General features: G+C 64.0%; 13 protein-coding genes. All 13 read right to left on the minus strand.

The features are described from left to right. Positions 1-2: 2 nt before the first annotated feature. From ftsA to B2828_RS09730, 13 genes are read right to left on the minus strand one after another with little or no spacing between them, the layout of a single operon-like run. Positions 3-1,208: a cell division protein FtsA gene (gene ftsA, locus B2828_RS09670; RefSeq protein WP_479633522.1), complete on the minus strand. Its 1,206-nt coding sequence runs from the start codon at positions 1,206-1,208 to the stop codon at positions 3-5. Positions 1,209-1,214: 6 nt separating this feature from the next. Next, on the minus strand, positions 1,215-2,423 hold the full coding sequence (locus B2828_RS09675; protein ID WP_479633523.1) for a cell division protein FtsQ/DivIB: 1,209 nt from the start codon (positions 2,421-2,423) through the stop codon (positions 1,215-1,217). Then, positions 2,420-3,349: a D-alanine--D-alanine ligase gene (locus B2828_RS09680; RefSeq protein WP_479633524.1), complete on the minus strand. Its 930-nt coding sequence runs from the start codon at positions 3,347-3,349 to the stop codon at positions 2,420-2,422. The genes B2828_RS09675 and B2828_RS09680 overlap by 4 nt, the downstream gene beginning before the upstream one ends. 7 nt (positions 3,350-3,356) lie before the next feature. Then, positions 3,357-5,663: a UDP-N-acetylmuramate--L-alanine ligase gene (murC, locus tag B2828_RS09685; protein ID WP_479633525.1), complete on the minus strand. Its 2,307-nt coding sequence runs from the start codon at positions 5,661-5,663 to the stop codon at positions 3,357-3,359. Further along, positions 5,660-6,751 (minus strand): undecaprenyldiphospho-muramoylpentapeptide beta-N-acetylglucosaminyltransferase, encoded by a 1,092-nt coding sequence (gene murG / locus B2828_RS09690; protein ID WP_479633526.1) that lies wholly within the window; start codon positions 6,749-6,751, stop codon positions 5,660-5,662. The genes murC and murG overlap by 4 nt, the downstream gene beginning before the upstream one ends. 13 nt (positions 6,752-6,764) lie before the next feature. Then, entirely contained in the window at positions 6,765-8,030 is a 1,266-nt protein-coding gene (locus B2828_RS09695; RefSeq protein WP_479633527.1) for an FtsW/RodA/SpoVE family cell cycle protein, read from the minus strand. Positions 8,031-8,051: 21 nt separating this feature from the next. Further along, positions 8,052-8,702 (minus strand): LysM peptidoglycan-binding domain-containing protein, encoded by a 651-nt coding sequence (locus tag B2828_RS09700; RefSeq protein WP_479633528.1) that lies wholly within the window; start codon positions 8,700-8,702, stop codon positions 8,052-8,054. Beyond that, positions 8,699-10,036 carry a UDP-N-acetylmuramoyl-L-alanine--D-glutamate ligase gene (gene murD, locus B2828_RS09705; RefSeq protein WP_479633529.1) on the minus strand — a complete coding sequence of 446 codons (1,338 nt, stop codon included), beginning with the start codon at positions 10,034-10,036 and terminating at the stop codon, positions 8,699-8,701. Before murD ends, B2828_RS09700 begins: the two co-directional genes overlap by 4 nt. A gap of 20 nt (positions 10,037-10,056) precedes the next feature. Next, positions 10,057-11,157, minus strand: coding sequence for a phospho-N-acetylmuramoyl-pentapeptide-transferase (gene mraY / locus B2828_RS09710; protein WP_479633530.1), 1,101 nt, complete (start codon positions 11,155-11,157; stop codon positions 10,057-10,059). A 9-nt stretch (positions 11,158-11,166) separates the two neighbouring features. Next, entirely contained in the window at positions 11,167-12,558 is a 1,392-nt protein-coding gene (locus tag B2828_RS09715) for a UDP-N-acetylmuramoyl-tripeptide--D-alanyl-D-alanine ligase (protein WP_479633531.1), read from the minus strand. Positions 12,559-12,574: 16 nt separating this feature from the next. Further along, positions 12,575-12,754, minus strand: coding sequence for a hypothetical protein (locus tag B2828_RS09720; RefSeq protein WP_479633532.1), 180 nt, complete (start codon positions 12,752-12,754; stop codon positions 12,575-12,577). Positions 12,755-12,792: 38 nt separating this feature from the next. Continuing rightward, positions 12,793-14,283, minus strand: a complete 1,491-nt coding sequence (locus B2828_RS09725; RefSeq protein WP_479633533.1) for a UDP-N-acetylmuramoyl-L-alanyl-D-glutamate--2,6-diaminopimelate ligase — start codon at positions 14,281-14,283, stop codon at positions 12,793-12,795. 10 nt (positions 14,284-14,293) lie between these two features. Next, positions 14,294-16,159 carry a peptidoglycan D,D-transpeptidase FtsI family protein gene (locus B2828_RS09730; protein ID WP_479633534.1) on the minus strand — a complete coding sequence of 622 codons (1,866 nt, stop codon included), beginning with the start codon at positions 16,157-16,159 and terminating at the stop codon, positions 14,294-14,296. Between the last annotated feature and the right edge of the window lie 5 nt (positions 16,160-16,164).

Genomic DNA, 16,164 nt, shown 5'->3' on the forward strand with positions numbered 1-16,164 from the left:
TCTTACCGTCTGAAGAGGCCGCGCAGGCGGTCGAAAAAGCCGTCCTTCTGCGGCCGGGAGGCGTAGGCGGCCTGGCCGTAGCGGAGCAGGCCGATGGCCGTGGAAAGCGTGGGGTTCTCGGCGGCGGCGACGAGGCCGGAGGTCGATTTCGCGTGCGCCACGCTGACGGGGACGCCGAAGATCTCCTGCGCCAGCGGCCCGATGCCGCGCATCTGCGAACAGCCGCCGGTAATCACGATGCCCGCGCCGAGCATCGGCAGGTAGGGCTCGGCGTCCATGGCGCGCTTGATCAGCTCGAAAATTTCAAGGAGCCGGTAGTGAATAATCATATTCAAGGTTTCCCGCTCCACGTCGCGCCCCGCGAAGCCGGTTTCGTCCTTGAGGAAAATCGTCTCGCCTGGCAGCGCGATGCCGAGCCGGGCGTCGCCCTCCTCGACTTTGAGCCGCTCGCTCTTGGCCATGGGAATGCGCAGGCCCATGGAAACGTCGTTAGTGATGTGGTCGCCGCCGACGGCCAGGACGCCGCTCTGCTTCACCGCGCCGTCAACGTAGACAACGTAGTCGGTGGTGCCCGCGCCAATATCGATGACCAGCGCGCCGAGCTCCTTTTGCTGCGGCGTCAGGATGGCCTGGGCCGACGCGTAGCCGTTAAAGACAACGTCCTCGACTTCAATGCCCAGCTCCTTGATACAGCGCACGGTGTTGCGGATGCGGTTGCCGACGCCGTGGATGATGTGAAAATCGGCCTCCAGCATGCGGCCCAGCATGGCGATAGGATTCAGTACGCCCTCTTGCCCGTCAACGTAGTAGTGCTGAAGGATGGTGTGAAGAAAGGCGTTCTGCTGCGGGATATTGACGTCGCGTGCGCTGATGGCGACGTCCTCGCAGTCGGTCTCGTCGATTTCCTCGCGCTCTTCGGGGAGGTTGACGCAGCCCCGGTTGTTGAAGGACTGGATGTGCGATCCGGTGACTCCGGCAAAGACGCTCTTAATCGTGACGTCGCTTTTGTCCTCGGCGTCGGCGATGGCCTCGCGAACGCACTTGTGGACGTTTTCAAAATCGACAATTTCCCCCTTGCGAATGCCGCACGAGGGAGCCTGGCCGACGCCCAGGATTTTGATCGGGCCGTCCGGCTTCGCTTCGCCCACCACCACGCAAACTTTGGCGGTGCCGATTTCGATCCCGACGAGAATCTGGTCTTTGGCCATGAGGGGTTAGTTACGGGAGACGGGTTGGGCGCGCTTGATGACCGGTTCGGCGCGTTTGACGACCGGCTCCGGCTTTTTGACGGCGACGGGCTCCGCCTTGTGAACAACGGGCTCGGACCGCCTCACGTTGGGCGTGGAGGAGGAGGCGACCGTGGTTTTCTTTTTCGACTTGGCCGCGATCTTCTCGCCGGAAGCGGAGGCGCTGGCAGGGGTGGCGCTCGGTTTGGACGCGGCGGGCGAAGCGCCCGGTTTCGCGGAGGGGGCCGGAGCAGCAACGGCAGCGGTCTTGGCGGCATCATCCTGGGCAGGGGCGATTTCCGCCTGCACTGCAGCCGGGTCGGCCAGGACGGCGGGGATGTTTTTCTCGACCATCAGGTTAACGGTGCGGATTTCCTTGCCCTGCGAGGTGGCGTAGTCGAGCACGGCGCCGAGGCGGTCGAGCTGGCTCTCGATGTTGTCGAGGCCGAAGGTGAGCTTGGCGCGGCGGGCGTCGGTGGCAATGAGGCAGTAGCCTTTGGAAAGATCGACGCTCTGGAGGCGGAAGCGGTTGGAGTCGGAGTTTTTCTGCACCAGTTCGAGCGCGGCGGTGACCTCCGGGGTGCCCACGGTATCGCCCGCGAGGTAGTTATCCAGGGGCGCACCGTAGATGGCAGGCAGGCGCAGATACTCGGGCAGCTGGCGCTTGGGCTTAAAGAGAACGCCTTTGCTGTCGATCAGGAACGATTTTTCCGAAGTGGAGGGGTCGGCGGTTTTGGCATCAGCGAGCCAGGCAACGGGGCGGCGTTCGACAATCTCGACCACGATCCGGTTCGGCAACGAGCGCTGCAAATCAACCCGCTCCACCTGCGGCAGGGTGAGGATGGCGTCGCGCGCCTTGGAGAGGCTCACGGAGAAGATATTCTCGCCCAGTTGCAGATTGGCCGTGGAGAGGATGACCTCGCGGGAGAGGGCCGCGCCGTCGTCGTTAATCTCGACGGCGGCAAGGTTGTAGGACGGGTTTTTGAGGAAGAGCCGGTTGATCAATTCGCGCCCCCCGTACATGCCTCCGCCCACCATGCCGACGGCAAGGATGATTTTGCACATCCACACTAGGATGGCCCGGTTCCGCTGGCGGGTGGCCAGTTCGGAGCGGACCTTCACTTCGAGGAGACCCTGCATTTTATGCAGGTTGCCTTTGGATCTGCGGCGGTTGGTGAGGCGGTTTCTGGAATTCATTCGCGGGGAGGTCGGGCGGTAAGGGAGAGTTCGATAACGCGTTGCAAAAGTTGGGGCATGGGGATGCCAGCCTTTTTGGCCGCCTCGGGGACCAAGCTGGATTCCGTCATACCGGGTATGGTGTTGATTTCGAGGACCACGGGCTTGCCGTCGGCGGGCAGCAGCAGATCGACGCGGCTGTAGACCTGGAGGTCAAGGGCGTCTTTGGCGGCAAGCGCGGTTTGCTGGACGAGCGCGGTCGTGGCGGCGTCGAGCGCGGCGGGGCAATAGTGATCCGCGCCGCCCTTGCCGGTGGGGTCGAGGAAAGGGTACTTGTTGGTCCAGTCGTAGAAGCCTGTGCGGGGGCGGATCTCGATGATCGGCAGCGGCTGGTCGGCGATGATGCCGACGGTCAGCTCGCGCCCTTCGACGAATTGCTCAACCAAGAGTTCCTTGGCGAACTTGGCCGCGCTTTCGATGGCCGGGGCGGCTTCCGCTTCGGTCTTGACGATGAAGACGCCGACCGAGGACCCTTCGCACGGGGCCTTGATGACGTAGGGGACGGGCATTTTCGGCGCCTGGCCCGCCGGGACGATCTCGAAGAGGGGCGTGGGCACGCCGCGCTCGATGAAGCGGGCTTTGCTCTTTAATTTATCGAAGGCCAGTTCGCTGCCGAGGACGCCTTCGCCGGTGTAGGGGACGCCGCGTTTTTCCAGTTCGCGCTGGAGCTGGCCGTCTTCGCCGTAGGTGCCGTGGATGATGTTGAAAACGAGTTTGGTATCGGCGGGGAGTTCGAAATCGGGGCAGGTCACGTCGACTTCGGCGACGTCCAGCCCAAGTTCACGCAACGCGGCGACCACCGCTTTCGCCGATGCATGCGAAATGGTGCGTTCGGAGCCGGGGCCCCCTTTTAAAACCGTGATGCGTTGTGGTTTGATCTGGTTCATTGAAATTCTATTTGTACAAAAACGACTCGGGCTCGCCGACGATCTGCACTTCGGTTTCGAGCGTGACGCCGCGTTTTTTCCAAGCAACGGCCTTGATCTCGTCGATCAGCGTGAGGACGTCGCTCGCGGTGGCGTGGTCGTCGTTGACCAGGAAGTTTCCGTGAATCGTGGAGACGCATGCGCCGCCGATGCGGCAGTTTTTCAGGCCCAGTTCGTCGATGAGCTGGCCCGCGGGGATTTCCGCCGGGTTCTTGAAGGTGCAGCCCGCGCTCGGTTCTTTGGGCTGGATGGCCCAGCGTTTGTGGGAGTAATCGTCGATCATCGCACCGATTTCCTCGCTCGGGCGCGGGAAGCCCTCGAAGACGGCGACGGTGGCGTATTGGCGGCCCAGTGACGGAACGCCCCGGTAGCGGATCTCCAGGTCGGAGGGAAGCCGCTCGTGGGTGGCGCCCTCGCTGTCCACGGTGCGCAGCGAGATGACGCGCTGGAAGGTCTCGCCGCCCATCGCGCCCGCGTTCATGCGCAGCGCGCCGCCGACGTTGCCGGGGATGCCTTCGAAAAACTCGAACCCGCCGATGCCCGCTTTGCGAGCGGCCAGGGCCAGTTCCTTCTGCTTGACGCCCGCCCCTGCGGTGATGCGCATGCCGTCGATTTCGAGCCGATGGAATTCGCCCCGGTCCAGGTGAACGACGACGCCGCGAATGCCGCCATCGCGCACGAGCAGGTTGGAGCCGCGCCCGAGGACCATGAGCGGAATGGAGTGCTCATGGCAATACTGGGTCAACCGTGCAAATCCGGCCTCGGTCTCGGGCTCGGCCCAGTACTGAGCGGGCCCACCGACGCGCAGGGTGGTGTGTTTGGAAAGCGGTTCGTAGAGCTTGACGGAGCCCTCGCCCATGACGGCTTGCATAGCCTCCAGGGTGGCGAGGTCGCGGGCGAGCCAGGCGCCCTGCTCGTGGATGTTGCCCGCGCCGAGGCTCACGATGCAGTCGCCGGGGGCCAGGAGGCGGCCCGCCTCGATGACCATCTGGGCGCGGTCGGAGACGTACTTGCCCCCCTTGTGCCCGTGCTCGGCCATGGCGTCGGCGATAAACTGGCTGGTGACGCCGGGGATGGGCGGTTCGCTGGCCGGGTAGATGTCGGCCAGGAAGACGAAATCGGCGGCGTCAAAGGCTGCGCCAAACTGGTCGCGCAGCTTGACGGTGCGGGTGTAGCGATGGGGCTGGAAGAGGACGATGGTGCGCTTGGCCTCGCCGCCCCGGGCGGTGGCGAGCGTGGCGCTGATTTCGCTCGGGTGGTGGCCGTAGTCGTCGACGACGAGGTAGTTGGCGCTGCGGTATTTGATGTCGAAACGGCGGCGCGCGCCCCGGAAGCTGGCGAGGGCCTCGGCGATTTTCGCGAACGGGATGCCCAGTTCGCTAGCGAGCGCGACGACGCTCATGGCGTTGCTGACGTTGTGCTTGCCGGGGACATTGAGCTCCACTTCACCGAGCTTTACGCCGCGCGCGACGACCTCGAAGCGGCTCTGGAAGTTGGCGATGCGGAGGTTCTCGTAATGATAATCGGCCTGCGCGGAGTGGCCAAAGGAGATGGCATTGGCCCGCACGCCGCAAATGCGGGAGCCGTGGGGGTCGTCGGCGCAGTAGAAGATTTTCCCAGCCGTGTGGTCCATCAACTGGTTGAAGACGGCCTCGATGGCGTCGAGGTCCTCGTAGTAGTCGAGGTGTTCCTCTTCGATATTCAGGATGATCGCGTGCTCGGGGTGGTAATTAGCCAGCGTGCCGTCGCTCTCGTCGCCCTCGGCCACGAACCATTCGCCGTTGCGGTTCCATTGGGCATTGGTGCCGAGGATGGGGATCTCCGCACCAACGTAGTGTGAGGGCTCCACGCCTCCGACGCGCAGGACGTGCGCGGCCATGGAGGAGGTGGTGGTTTTGCCGTGCATTCCGGCGATGATGATCCCTTTTTTGCACTGCATGATGGCCGCCAGCGCGTCGGCGCGGCGAACCATGCTCACGCCCTGGCGGACGGCTTCGTCGTACTCGACGTTGCCGGGCCGGATGGCGGAGGAATAAATGACCAGGTCGGCGTAATGGATGTTGGCGGAGTGCTGGGGCTGGTGGAATTCGAGGCCGAGGCCCTGAAGACGGCGCACCTCGACGGTCGAAACCTTGTCGGACCCGGACACGGTGTGGCCCATGGCCAGGAGCAACCCGGCAATGCCGCTCATCCCAGACCCCGCCACCCCGATCAGGTGGATGCGGAGTTCACCTCCCACCAGCATTTCTGCCAAAAATTCGCTCGTATCGTTCATCTCTTAAAATGTTCAATCGTGTCCGCAACCCGGACGGCGGCATCCTCCGGTGATTGCCCCCGGCTGGCGGCGGCCATCTGGCGCAGGCGCTCCAGATCGGAGCCGAGAGACGCGATTTTGGCAGCCAACGTTTCGCCCGTTGTTTCAGACTCTTTTAATACCTCAGCGGCCCCCGCCCGGGCAATGATTTCTGCGTTGAATTGCTGATGATTTTCCGCAGCGGTCGGCAGCGGGATGAAGAGGGCGGGCAGGCCGAAGTGGGAAATCTCGGAAATGCTTGCGGCTCCGGACCTTGCGAGGACCAAATCAGCAGCGCTGTAGGCTTTTCCCATCTCGTGGCAGAAGGCGGCGACATGCGCCACTATGGCACGCTTGCGGTAGGCTGCGGCAAGGCTTTCCCGGTCGGCCGCTCCGGAGAGGTGGATGACCTGCCAACGGGAGGCGTCGAGGCGGCCCGATTCGGCGGCGGCGCGCATGGCTTCGTTGACGCCGTGGGCCCCCTGGCTGCCGCCCATGACGAGCAGCGTCTGGCGCTCGGGGTCGAGGCCGAAGGCGGCCAGGGCCTGCTCGCGCGGGTAGGGCTCGGCGAGCGAACGGCGGATGGGCGTGCCGGTGACTTCGCAGCGGGCTTTGGGGAAAAAGCGCTGGCATTCCTTGAACCCGAGGAGCACTTCATCGACGAGCCAGCCGTTGAGGCGGTTGGCTTTGCCGGGAATGGCGTTGGACTCGTGGACAAAGGTGGGGACGCCGCGCAGTTTGCCCGCCAGAATGGGGGGCGTGGAGGTGAAGCCGCCCATGCCAAGCACGGCATCGGGCTTGAATTCGTTGAAAATCCGGCGGCAGGGGGAAAGGCTGGCGTTAAAGCGCTTGAAGAAGGTCAACATTGCCGGGGAAAGGAGCCGGGGCATGCCGACCGAGGGGAGTTTCTCGAACCGGAACTCGGTGCGCCCCCGGATGGCGAGGGTGTCGATTTCTTTCTCGGAGATAAAAATAAGCACCTCGTGCCCACGCTCCAGCAGCACTTCCCCCACGGCCAACGCCGGGAACAAGTGACCGCCCGTTCCTCCTCCTGCTATCGCAATTTTCATGGGTTAAAAAAAATCAGATGCGCGGGGTCATGATCGGGCGCGGCTTGGTCACGGCCCGAACGGTTTTTTCCGGCCCGCCGTTCCGGTAGATGTTGAGCAGGATGCCGACGCCGAGCAAACAAAAGAGGAGGTTCGAGCCGCCGTAGCTGATGAACGGCAACGGGATGCCTTTGTTGGGCAGGAGCGCGGTGGTCACGCCGATGTTCATCGCGGCCTGCAGGGCCAGGATGACGGTGATCCCCACGCCGAGCAACATCCCGAAGCGGTCCCGGGCGTTGAGGGAAATGGCGATGCCGGAAATGATCATGACCACATAACAGAAAACGATGAGCAGCGTGCAAACGAGCCCAAGCTCTTCCCCGATGGTGGGAAAAATGAAGTCCGTATGCGCCTCGGGCAGGAAGCTGAATTTCTGCCGCCCCATGCCGAGGCCCAGGCCGTTAACGCCGCCGCTGCCGAGCGCGATGAGGCCCATCCACTGCTGGTAGCCCCCAGCGTCCTTAAATTTCTCCAGGTCCAAGAAGGCGCCGAGGCGCTTGAGGCGCTCGGGAATGTGGATGGCAACGTAGAGGATGCCGCTGATGGCCACGACGGGCAGCGGCAGGAGGTAGCGCATTTTGGCCCCGGCCACGAAGATCATCACGAACGCGGTGCCAAAGATGATGGTGGTGGTGCCGAGGTCGACCTCGGGGGCGATCAAGGCCAGGATCACCCCGACGATGGCCAGCGGATAGATGATCCCTTTGCGCAGGCTGCGCACTTCGGCTTCGTACTTGTGAAACCAGGCCGCGAGGAAGGTGATGGCGGCGATTTTGCCGACCTCCGAAGGCTGGAAGGACAAAGGGCCAAAGCGGATCCAGCGATGCGAGCCGTTGATCTTCGGGAAGCCGAAGCAGAGGAGCAAGAGGACGATGGCCACTCCGAACCAAATGGGCCAGGTTTTTTGCCAGAAGTGATACGGCGTCAGCGTGGCGACGACGCTTAAGACGATGCCGATGCAAAGCCACATGGCCTGTCGCCGGACGAGGCTCGCGGGGTCCCAGACGATCTGTTTTTGGACGGGGCCGAACTGCTCGGGTTCGTCGTCGTCATCGGCTTGCTTGGCGCTATCCTTCGCGGCGGCGGACGGGGCGGCTTTGGCGGCGGCCTCGGTCTTGGGGGCCACCTTGACGACTTTGTAGGCGTCGCGGCTAAACGAACCGGTGCTAAAGAGCATGATGATCCCGATCACCACCATCGTGGTAACGGAAAGCAACAGGCTCAGGGCGGCGAATTTCATGCGGGAACACGGCGAACCCTCCTAGTTGGAAGCGGTGCGCGGCGGCTTGGCGGGAACGCGAAGTTTCTGCCCGATCCGGAGCTTTTTCGGATCTTCGATCTTGTTGAGCTTGCAGAGGTCGTCGTAGACGACGTGGAGCTTTTTGGAAATGGTGACGAGCGTATCGCCCTTGGCGACGGTGTAGCTCTGGCCGGAGTCTTTCAGATCAACGGCGGGCGTTGCGGCGGCGGTAGCGGCGGGCTTTTTGACCTCGGCGGCGGGCGTGGAGGCGGGGGCTGCGCTGGCTTTCGGGCGCGCGGCGGCGGTAGCAGCGGTGGCGGTGGTCGCGCTGGCTCCGGAATTGGTCGCCCCCTGGGCGGCGGCGGCCACGGACGCGGCATTGCCAGAGGCGGCGGCCTCGGACGCGGCGGCTTTCTTGGATTTGGCGGAAACCGGGGCGCTCGTCTCCGCGAGGCTCGGGCGATGGGTCTTGATCGAGTCAAACATGTACACGCCACCGGCGGCGACGAGGTGCAGCAGGACGACGACGACGAGCGCGGTCTTGAAGCTGGTAGTCGGCTCCTCCTCATCTTCGATGGAAGGGGCGCGGGCGGCGCGGCGGGCGACGGCGGCACGCAGTTTTTGGCGGGCGGTGGGCCTGGGTCTTGGAGCTAGGGAATTAAAGAGACTCATAACGCAGGAGAAAGCAGTGCCGTAACGAGGCCACGGAATTGGTTGCCCCGATCGGCGTAACTTTTGAACATATCGAATGACGATGTTCCGGGGGAAAAGAGGACAACGTCACCGGGAAGGGCCTGGGCGCGGGCGAGCGCTACGGCCTGGGCGAGCGAGGCGGCGCGGTAGCACGGCACGCGCGAGGACCAGAAGTTCTCAATGCGCCCGGCCATTTCGCCGATCAGCACGACGGCACGGGACTTGGCAGCGACCAGCTCGGTAAGCGAATCAAACTCAAAGCCCTTGTCCTTGCCGCCCGCGATCAAGACCACGCGGCGGGACTCGGAGAGGAGGGCTTTTTCGAGCGCGTCCAAGTTGGTGGCCTTGGAGTCGTTGACGTAATCGACGCCCTCGACCGAGGCGATGAATTCGCAGCGGTGCGGCAGCGCCTGGTAGGTGCGCAGCGCCTCGGTCATGGCAGCAAAGTCAAGGCCGCGCACAGCTCCGACGGCCAGGGCGGCCATGAGGTTCTCGGCATTGTGCAGACCGCGCAGCTGGGTGTCGGCCATGCGGAGCACGGGGTTGCCGTGGAAATGGATGACGCCGTCGCGCAGTTCGAGGTCTCCCCCCGAGGTGTAGGCGCTGAAGGTGATTTTGCGGGCTTTGATGGGGGGCAGCTCGTCCTCCAGCTTGACGATGGCCCAGTCGTCGGCGGTCTGGTTCTCGAAGACGCGCACCTTGGCATCGTAATACTCCCGCATACCGGGGTAGCGGTCGAGGTGGTCGGCCTGGAAGTTGAGCCAGACGCTGATCGTGGGCCGGAAGGTGGTAATAGTCTCCAGTTGGAAGGAGCTGACCTCCAGGGTCATGACATCCAGGTGCTTGCTCTCGCGCACGCGGGCGGCGAAGGCGGGCCCGATGTTCCCGGCGGCGAGCGTTTTGACGCCGCAGGCGTTGAGCATCCGCTCGACCAACTGGGTGGTAGTGGTCTTGCCGTTGGTGCCGGTGATCGCGATGACGGGGCACTCGCAAATGGAGTAGGAGAATTCCAGCTCGCCGATGATCGGGACCGGGCGCGCTCGGATGCCGCGCACGAGCGCCGTGGCGGGGTCGATGCCGGGGCTCAGCACGGCCAGCGCGTAGGCGGTGGTATCGGCATCGGCCGCCGCGCCAAGGAGCACGCGGGCGCCGTCGGCACGCAGGGCCTCGGCTGACGCACGCAGCGCATCAGAGTCGCCACTGTCCAACACCGTCACGCAGGCCCCTTCTTCGAGGAGTCGGCGCGCGGCAGCCCCACCGCTGGTGCCCAGACCGAGGACTGCGATGGGTTGGTTGGCGTATTGGGAATTCATCAGGAAATCTATTTTTCTTTCTAGCGAAGCTTCAACGTAGCCAGGCCGAGGAAGGCGAACATGAGGGCGATGATCCAAAAGCGGACAATCACCGTGTTTTCCTTCCAGCCCAGCAGTTCAAAGTGGTGGTGGATGGGCGACATGCGGAATATCCGCTTGCCGGTGAGCTTAAAGCTGGCGACCTGCAAAATAACCGAAAGTGCCTCGATGACAAAAATGCCGCCCACGACGAGTAAGAGCAATTCTTGTTTTGTGCAAATGGCCACGACCCCCAGCACGCCACCGATGGCGAGCGAGCCGGTATCGCCCATGAAGACGCGCGCCGGGTAGGCGTTGAACCAGAGAAATCCGAGCCCCGCGCCAACGAGCGCCATGCAAAGCACGGTCAGCTCGCCCGCCTGGGCGTAAAAGGGAATGCCGAGGTAGGCGGCAATTTTGACATTACCCGCGGCGTAGGCCAGCAGCGCGTAGGCAAAGGCCGCGATGCACGAGCACCCGGCGGCGAGACCGTCCAGGCCGTCGGTCAGGTTGACGGCGTTGGAGGAGCCGACAATGACCAGCGCGAAGAAGAAGAAGGTGGCCCCGCCGAGATTGAGCACCAGGGCGTCTTTGTAGAACGGCACGAAAAGTTCACGCGCCTGGATCTCCAGCGACGGGTTCAGCAGGAAAAAGGCGGTGACGAACGCCGCCAGGGCGAACTGGCAAACCAGCTTGGCTTTGCCCGGGAGGCCGTCGGATTTCTTCTTGGTGACTTTCAGGTAATCATCCAGGAAACCGACAAGGCCCAGCCAGAGCATGGAGCCCAGGGCGAGCCAGATGAAGGGGTTGTCGATCCGCGCCCAGAGGAACGTGGAGACAGCGACGGAGCCGATGATCAAGACGCCGCCCATGGTGGGGGTGCCGCGTTTGCCGCCGTGGAGCTCGGCGAGCTTGTGCACTTCTTCCTTGGTGCGGATGGGCTGGCCGATTTTCAGGCCGATCAACTTCCGAATGACCCAGTTGCCGAAGAGCAGGCAAAGCAGGAACGAGGTCATGGCGGAGCCGATCGCGCGGAACGAAATGTAACGAAAGACGTTCGTTCCGTCGATTTGTCTCAGCCAGTCGTGGATGTAATAAAACACAGGTAAGTTTTAGGCTTCGGCGGTGGTGGTTTGAAAGGCGGGATGTTCGAAAATGCGTTCCATCCGGGCGGACCGGCTGCCTTTGACGAGGACGAGGTCCCCGGGGCGGACGGTCTCGGCCAGGAGGGCGGCGGCGGCGGCGGTATCGGGCAGGTGGCGGATTTCCTTGAGCCCGGCGGCTTGCGCGGCTTGGGCCAAAAACCCGGCCTCGGCCCCCCCGACGGCGAGGAGCAGATCGACGCGGGCGGCGGCGGCCTCGGCCCCAACGGAGCGGTGGCCGCGCTCGGACTGCCCCCCCAGCTCGCCCATCCGGCCCAGGACGGCAATGCGGCGGCCCGTCACGGGGAGGACGGCAAGGGTGCGCAAGGCGGCCCGCATGGAATCGGGGTTGGCGTTGTAGGTGTCGTCGAGGAAATCGATGCCGCCGAGCTTCTTTTGCTGCAGGCGGCCGTGGGTGAGCTGGCTCTCGGCCAGGCCGAGCGCCCCTTCGGAGAGGGGGATGCCGTGGCAGGAGCCCGCGGCAAGGGCCAAGAGCGCGTTCTCGATCATGTGCAGGCCGGGCACGGGCAGGGAAACTTTGGTCTCCTCGCCCTTGCCGCGCACGATGAAGCGGCTGCCGGAGATGCCGGTTTCGAGGACTTGCGCGCTGAAATCGCCCAGCCCGATCCCGGCGGTAACGACGCGGGCGGGGCTACGATGGGCGATGAAGGTGGAAAAATCATCATCGGCCTTGAGGACGAGGAAACCGTTGGGCGGCAGGACCTCCGCCAGGCGGCCCTTTTCCTCCGCGATGCCTTCGCGGCTGCCGAGAAATTCAATGTGCGCGGTGCCGATGTTGGTGATGACGCCGCTCTCGGGCGCGGCCATGGCGGCCAGGGGAGCGATCTCGCCCGGGTGGTTCATCCCCAACTCGACGATGCCGATCTCGTGCTCCACGCCCGCGCCGAGGAGCGTGAGCGGGACGCCAATGTGGTTGTTGAAGTTGCCCTCGGTCTTTAGCACGCGGAAGGTGCGCCCGAGGACGGCGGCGAGAAAATCCTTGGTGCTGGTTTTGCCGCTGCTGCCGGTGAGCGCGATGACGCGCATGGGCAGGGAGGCCCGGTAGGCGGCGGCGATGTCTTGCAGGGCCTTGAGCGTATCGGCCACGCGGATCAGCGTGAAGCCGGGCTCGGGCTCGCCGGTGTAGGCGCTATCGACCAACGCCGCGACGGCTCCTCCCTGGGCAGCGGCGTCAACGAATTGATGCCCGTCAAATGCATCGCCCCGCAGGGCAATAAAGAGGTCGCCCGGCCGAAGTTGCCGGGAATCGGTGCAAACCCGCGTGACGGTGCGCGCGGGGTCGCCCCCGGCGAGGGTGCCGTTGGCCCATTGGGAAATGAGTTGGAGTGAAGTAGCGTCCACGAAGGGTTTTTTTAGGTCACGAGCAGCGAAACGCAAAAGCACGCCGCAAAACTTCTTCGCGCCTCACGAACGGCTCGGAGGCAGCCAGGCGGTAGTGCATCCGGGCAAACCGGACGCCGCGCACCCGGCGGTTAAGCTCCAAGCGCCGGGTATCGGCGTTGGCGCTGGGAAGCGAATCAGGGTTGGGTGGGTTCATGTGAGGGAGTTTTGGGATAAAGGTTCGCTGCTGTGGGCCTAGGCTTCCATATCCACCGGCTTGGCTTCGACAGCCTGGCGCGCAATGGAGAGGTCGTCGAAGGGGATGGTGTGGTCGGCAAATTCCTGCGTGGTTTCGTGCCCCTTCCCGGCAATTAGAACGATGTCGCGGGGACCGGCGAGGGCGATGGCGCGGAAGATGGCTTCTTTGCGGTCTTCGATGGCTTCGTGGGCCTTGTTCCGGAAGCCGGTCTGGACCTCGGCGATGATGTCGGCGGGGTTTTCCTTGCGCGGGTTGTCGGAGGTGACGATGGCCCAGTCGGCATGGCTCTCGACGGCGGCGGCCATGAGCGGGCGCTTGGCTTTGTCGCGGTTGCCGCCGCAGCCGAAGACGACGATGAGCCGCCGGGGCCCGAGGTCGCGCAAGGTTTTCATGACGTTCTGGAGGGCGTCGTCGGTGTGGGCGTAGTCGACAAAGACGCGGAACTGGCGCTTGACAGGCACGGGCTGGAGGCGGCCCGGGACGCTCGGGGCATCGGCCAGCGCGCGGACGGCGGTGCGCAGATCGACGCCGATGGCGGCCGCACCGGCGAGAGCGGCAAGGGAGTTGTAGACGTTAAAGGCCCCGATCAAGGGAAGGCGCACGAGGTAGGTTTTTCCCTGGGCGTCGAGCTGGTACTGGGAGCCGTGGAGGTCGGTGCGAACGGCTCCGGCGCGGAAGTCGGCCCGGGCGTTCATGCCGTAGGTGATGAGCGGCAGGTTCGGGTATTCCTTGGTGAGCCGAGAGATGAGGCGCTGGCCCCAGCGGTCGTCGATGTTGACGACGGCTTTACCCGCCTTGTGCTGCTGCCCGGCGAGGGAGGCGAAGAGTTTCCACTTGGCCTCGAAGTAGGCCTCCATGGTCTTGTGGTAGTCGAGGTGATCCTGGGTCAGGTTGGTAAAGATGGCGGCATCGAACTCAACGCCCCGCGTGCGGCCCAGCTCCAAGGCGTGGGAGGAGACCTCCATGGCGGCGGCGCGACAGCCCGCGGAGCGGATCTGGAAGAGGATCTCCTGCAAGTCGAGCGACTCGGGCGTGGTGCGCGGAGCGGGCAGAATGCGCTCGCCGATTTCGTAGCGGATGGTGCCGATCAAGCCCGCCCGCTGCTGCACGGCGTCGCAGAGGTGCTTGATCAGGAAGGCCGTGGTGGTCTTGCCGTTGGTGCCGGTGATACCCGCAACTTTCAGGCCGAGGGAAGGCCGCCCGTAGTATTCGCTGCCGAGGTCGGCGAGGGCCGCCCGCGCGCTGGGGACGACGATGAGCGTGGCGCGCGGCTGGACCTGTTCGCGCTCGGTGACGACGGCGACGGCCCCCTTGTCGATGGCGGCTTCGATGAAGCTGTTGCCGTCAACTTTTTCGCCGGGAATGGCGACAAAAAGGCTGCCTTTCTGGACGCGGCGGGAGTCGTAACAAATCGACGTAATTTCCCGGTCCGTCGGGCCCACAGTCAGCACGGCGGGGATTTTGGTAAGAAGAGATTTCAGTTGCATTCTGGTTTGATTAGTGGCCCGAGGTGGCGACCTTCGTTCCCGGCTGGACCGGGATGGGCATGTCGGGCGGGATGTTAAGGTAGCGGGCGGTCTGTTCGCCGATCCGCGAGAAAGAGGGACCGGCGACGGTGCCGCCATAGGTAAGGTTTTCCGGGGCCTTGGGGTCGCAGGCCATGACGAGGCAAACGAGCTGCGGGTTATCGGCCGGGAAGAAGCCGACAAACGAGGTGGTGTAGCGGTTGTCGTAGTAGCCTCCGCCGTTGGGCTTGGCGATGTTGGCGGTGCCGGTTTTGCCGCCGCAGGAGTAGCCAGGGATGGTGGCGGCAAAGGCGGTGCCGCGCTTGCTGACGACCTCCTTCAAGGCGCTGCGCAGCTTGGCCGCTGCGTCTTCGCTGACGACGCGCCGGACGGCCATGGGGTGAAAATCGACGACTGCTTTGCCCTCCTGGTCGATGACGGAATCAACGATCTGCGGCATCATGAGCTGGCCGCCGTTGGCAATGGCGCTCATGGCGGCGACCATCTGGATGGGGGTCACGGAAACGCCCTGCCCCATCGGCATGCGGGTGATGGTCAGCACGTTCCAGCCCGCGCTTTTGGGCGAGTGAACGATGCCGGAGACTTCGCCGGGCAGGTTGATGCCGGTGCGCTCGCCGAAGCCGAAGGCGCGCACGTACTCGTAAAAACGCTGCTCGCCAAGCTTGAGACCCAGCTTGGCGGCTCCGATGTTGCTCGACTTGACCACGCAGTCGAAAACGCTCAAATCCGGGTGGTCGCCGTGCCCGTGGTCCTTGAGGATCTTGCCCCCGTAGAGCCACCTCCCCTGCTCCAGGCCGACCATGGTGTCGAGCGAAACGAGCTTGTCGTTGAGCGCGGCGGAAACTGGGACAATTTTAAAGACGCTCCCCGGCTCGACGATGTTGATGACGGCGCAGTTCTTCATCGCCTCGGGCTTGATCTCGGGCGCCTTGCTTTTTTTGTCGTTCTTGTCGGTCTTTTCCGGACCGCGGCTCAGTTCGTTGGGGTCGAAAGCGGGGCTGTTGGCCATGGCCAGGATGCGGCCGGTCTTCGGCTCCATGACAATCGCGGTGCAGAATTCCGGGCGGTACTGCTTAAAGAGAGCGTCCAGTTCCGTTTCGACGATATGCTGGATTCGCATATCCACGGTGAGCCGGACGTTGTAGCCGTCCCGCGCGCTGCGTTCCTGGCCGCGGTAGGGGACGATCTCTTTGCCGGTGCGGTCGCGCTCGATGTAGCGAAAGCCGTCGTAGCCACGCAGCCACTTATCCATGGAGCGCTCGACGCCCTCCACGCCCATGCGCTCGGTCTCCTGCACCCCGGCGGTCTCGGTGGTTTTCTGCCCCATGAAGCCGAGCACGTGGCAAAGCGAGGTGTTGTTTGGGTAGACGCGCCGGGTATCGGGCTCGAAGAAGAGCCCCCTGACCGGCTTGCCCGTGCGGGCGCGAAAATCGGCAAACCGCTGCTGGAGGGCAGCGGTGTCGGCTTCGGTAAGGGATTTCTTCAAGACGACGTACTTGCGGTTGGTGTCGAATTTTTTCAGCAGCTTGGCCTTATCGGTCTTGAGCGGCCCGGCGAGCAGGTCGGCGATGTCCCCGGGCTCCAGTTTGGCGGAGCTAAAGAGGCTGGGATCGGCGATGAGGGTGTTGAGCGGCTCGTTGTCGGCCAAGAGTTCGCCAGTGATGTCGCGGATCTCCCCCCGGGCGGCGATGATCGGCTCTTTCCAGACGTGTTTCTCGGCGGCAAGGCGCTCGTATTTGTCGTGCTGATCGACCTGGAGGTAGACCAGGCGGGCCGAAAAGCCCGTAAAACAGCACATCAAGCCAAAGCAGGCAAGAATTGCGCGTACTCTGGCCATGTGGT

The organism is Spartobacteria bacterium UBA695 (genome assembly GCA_002298145.1).
Taxonomy (GTDB): Bacteria; Verrucomicrobiota; Verrucomicrobiia; order Chthoniobacterales; family Chthoniobacteraceae; genus UBA695.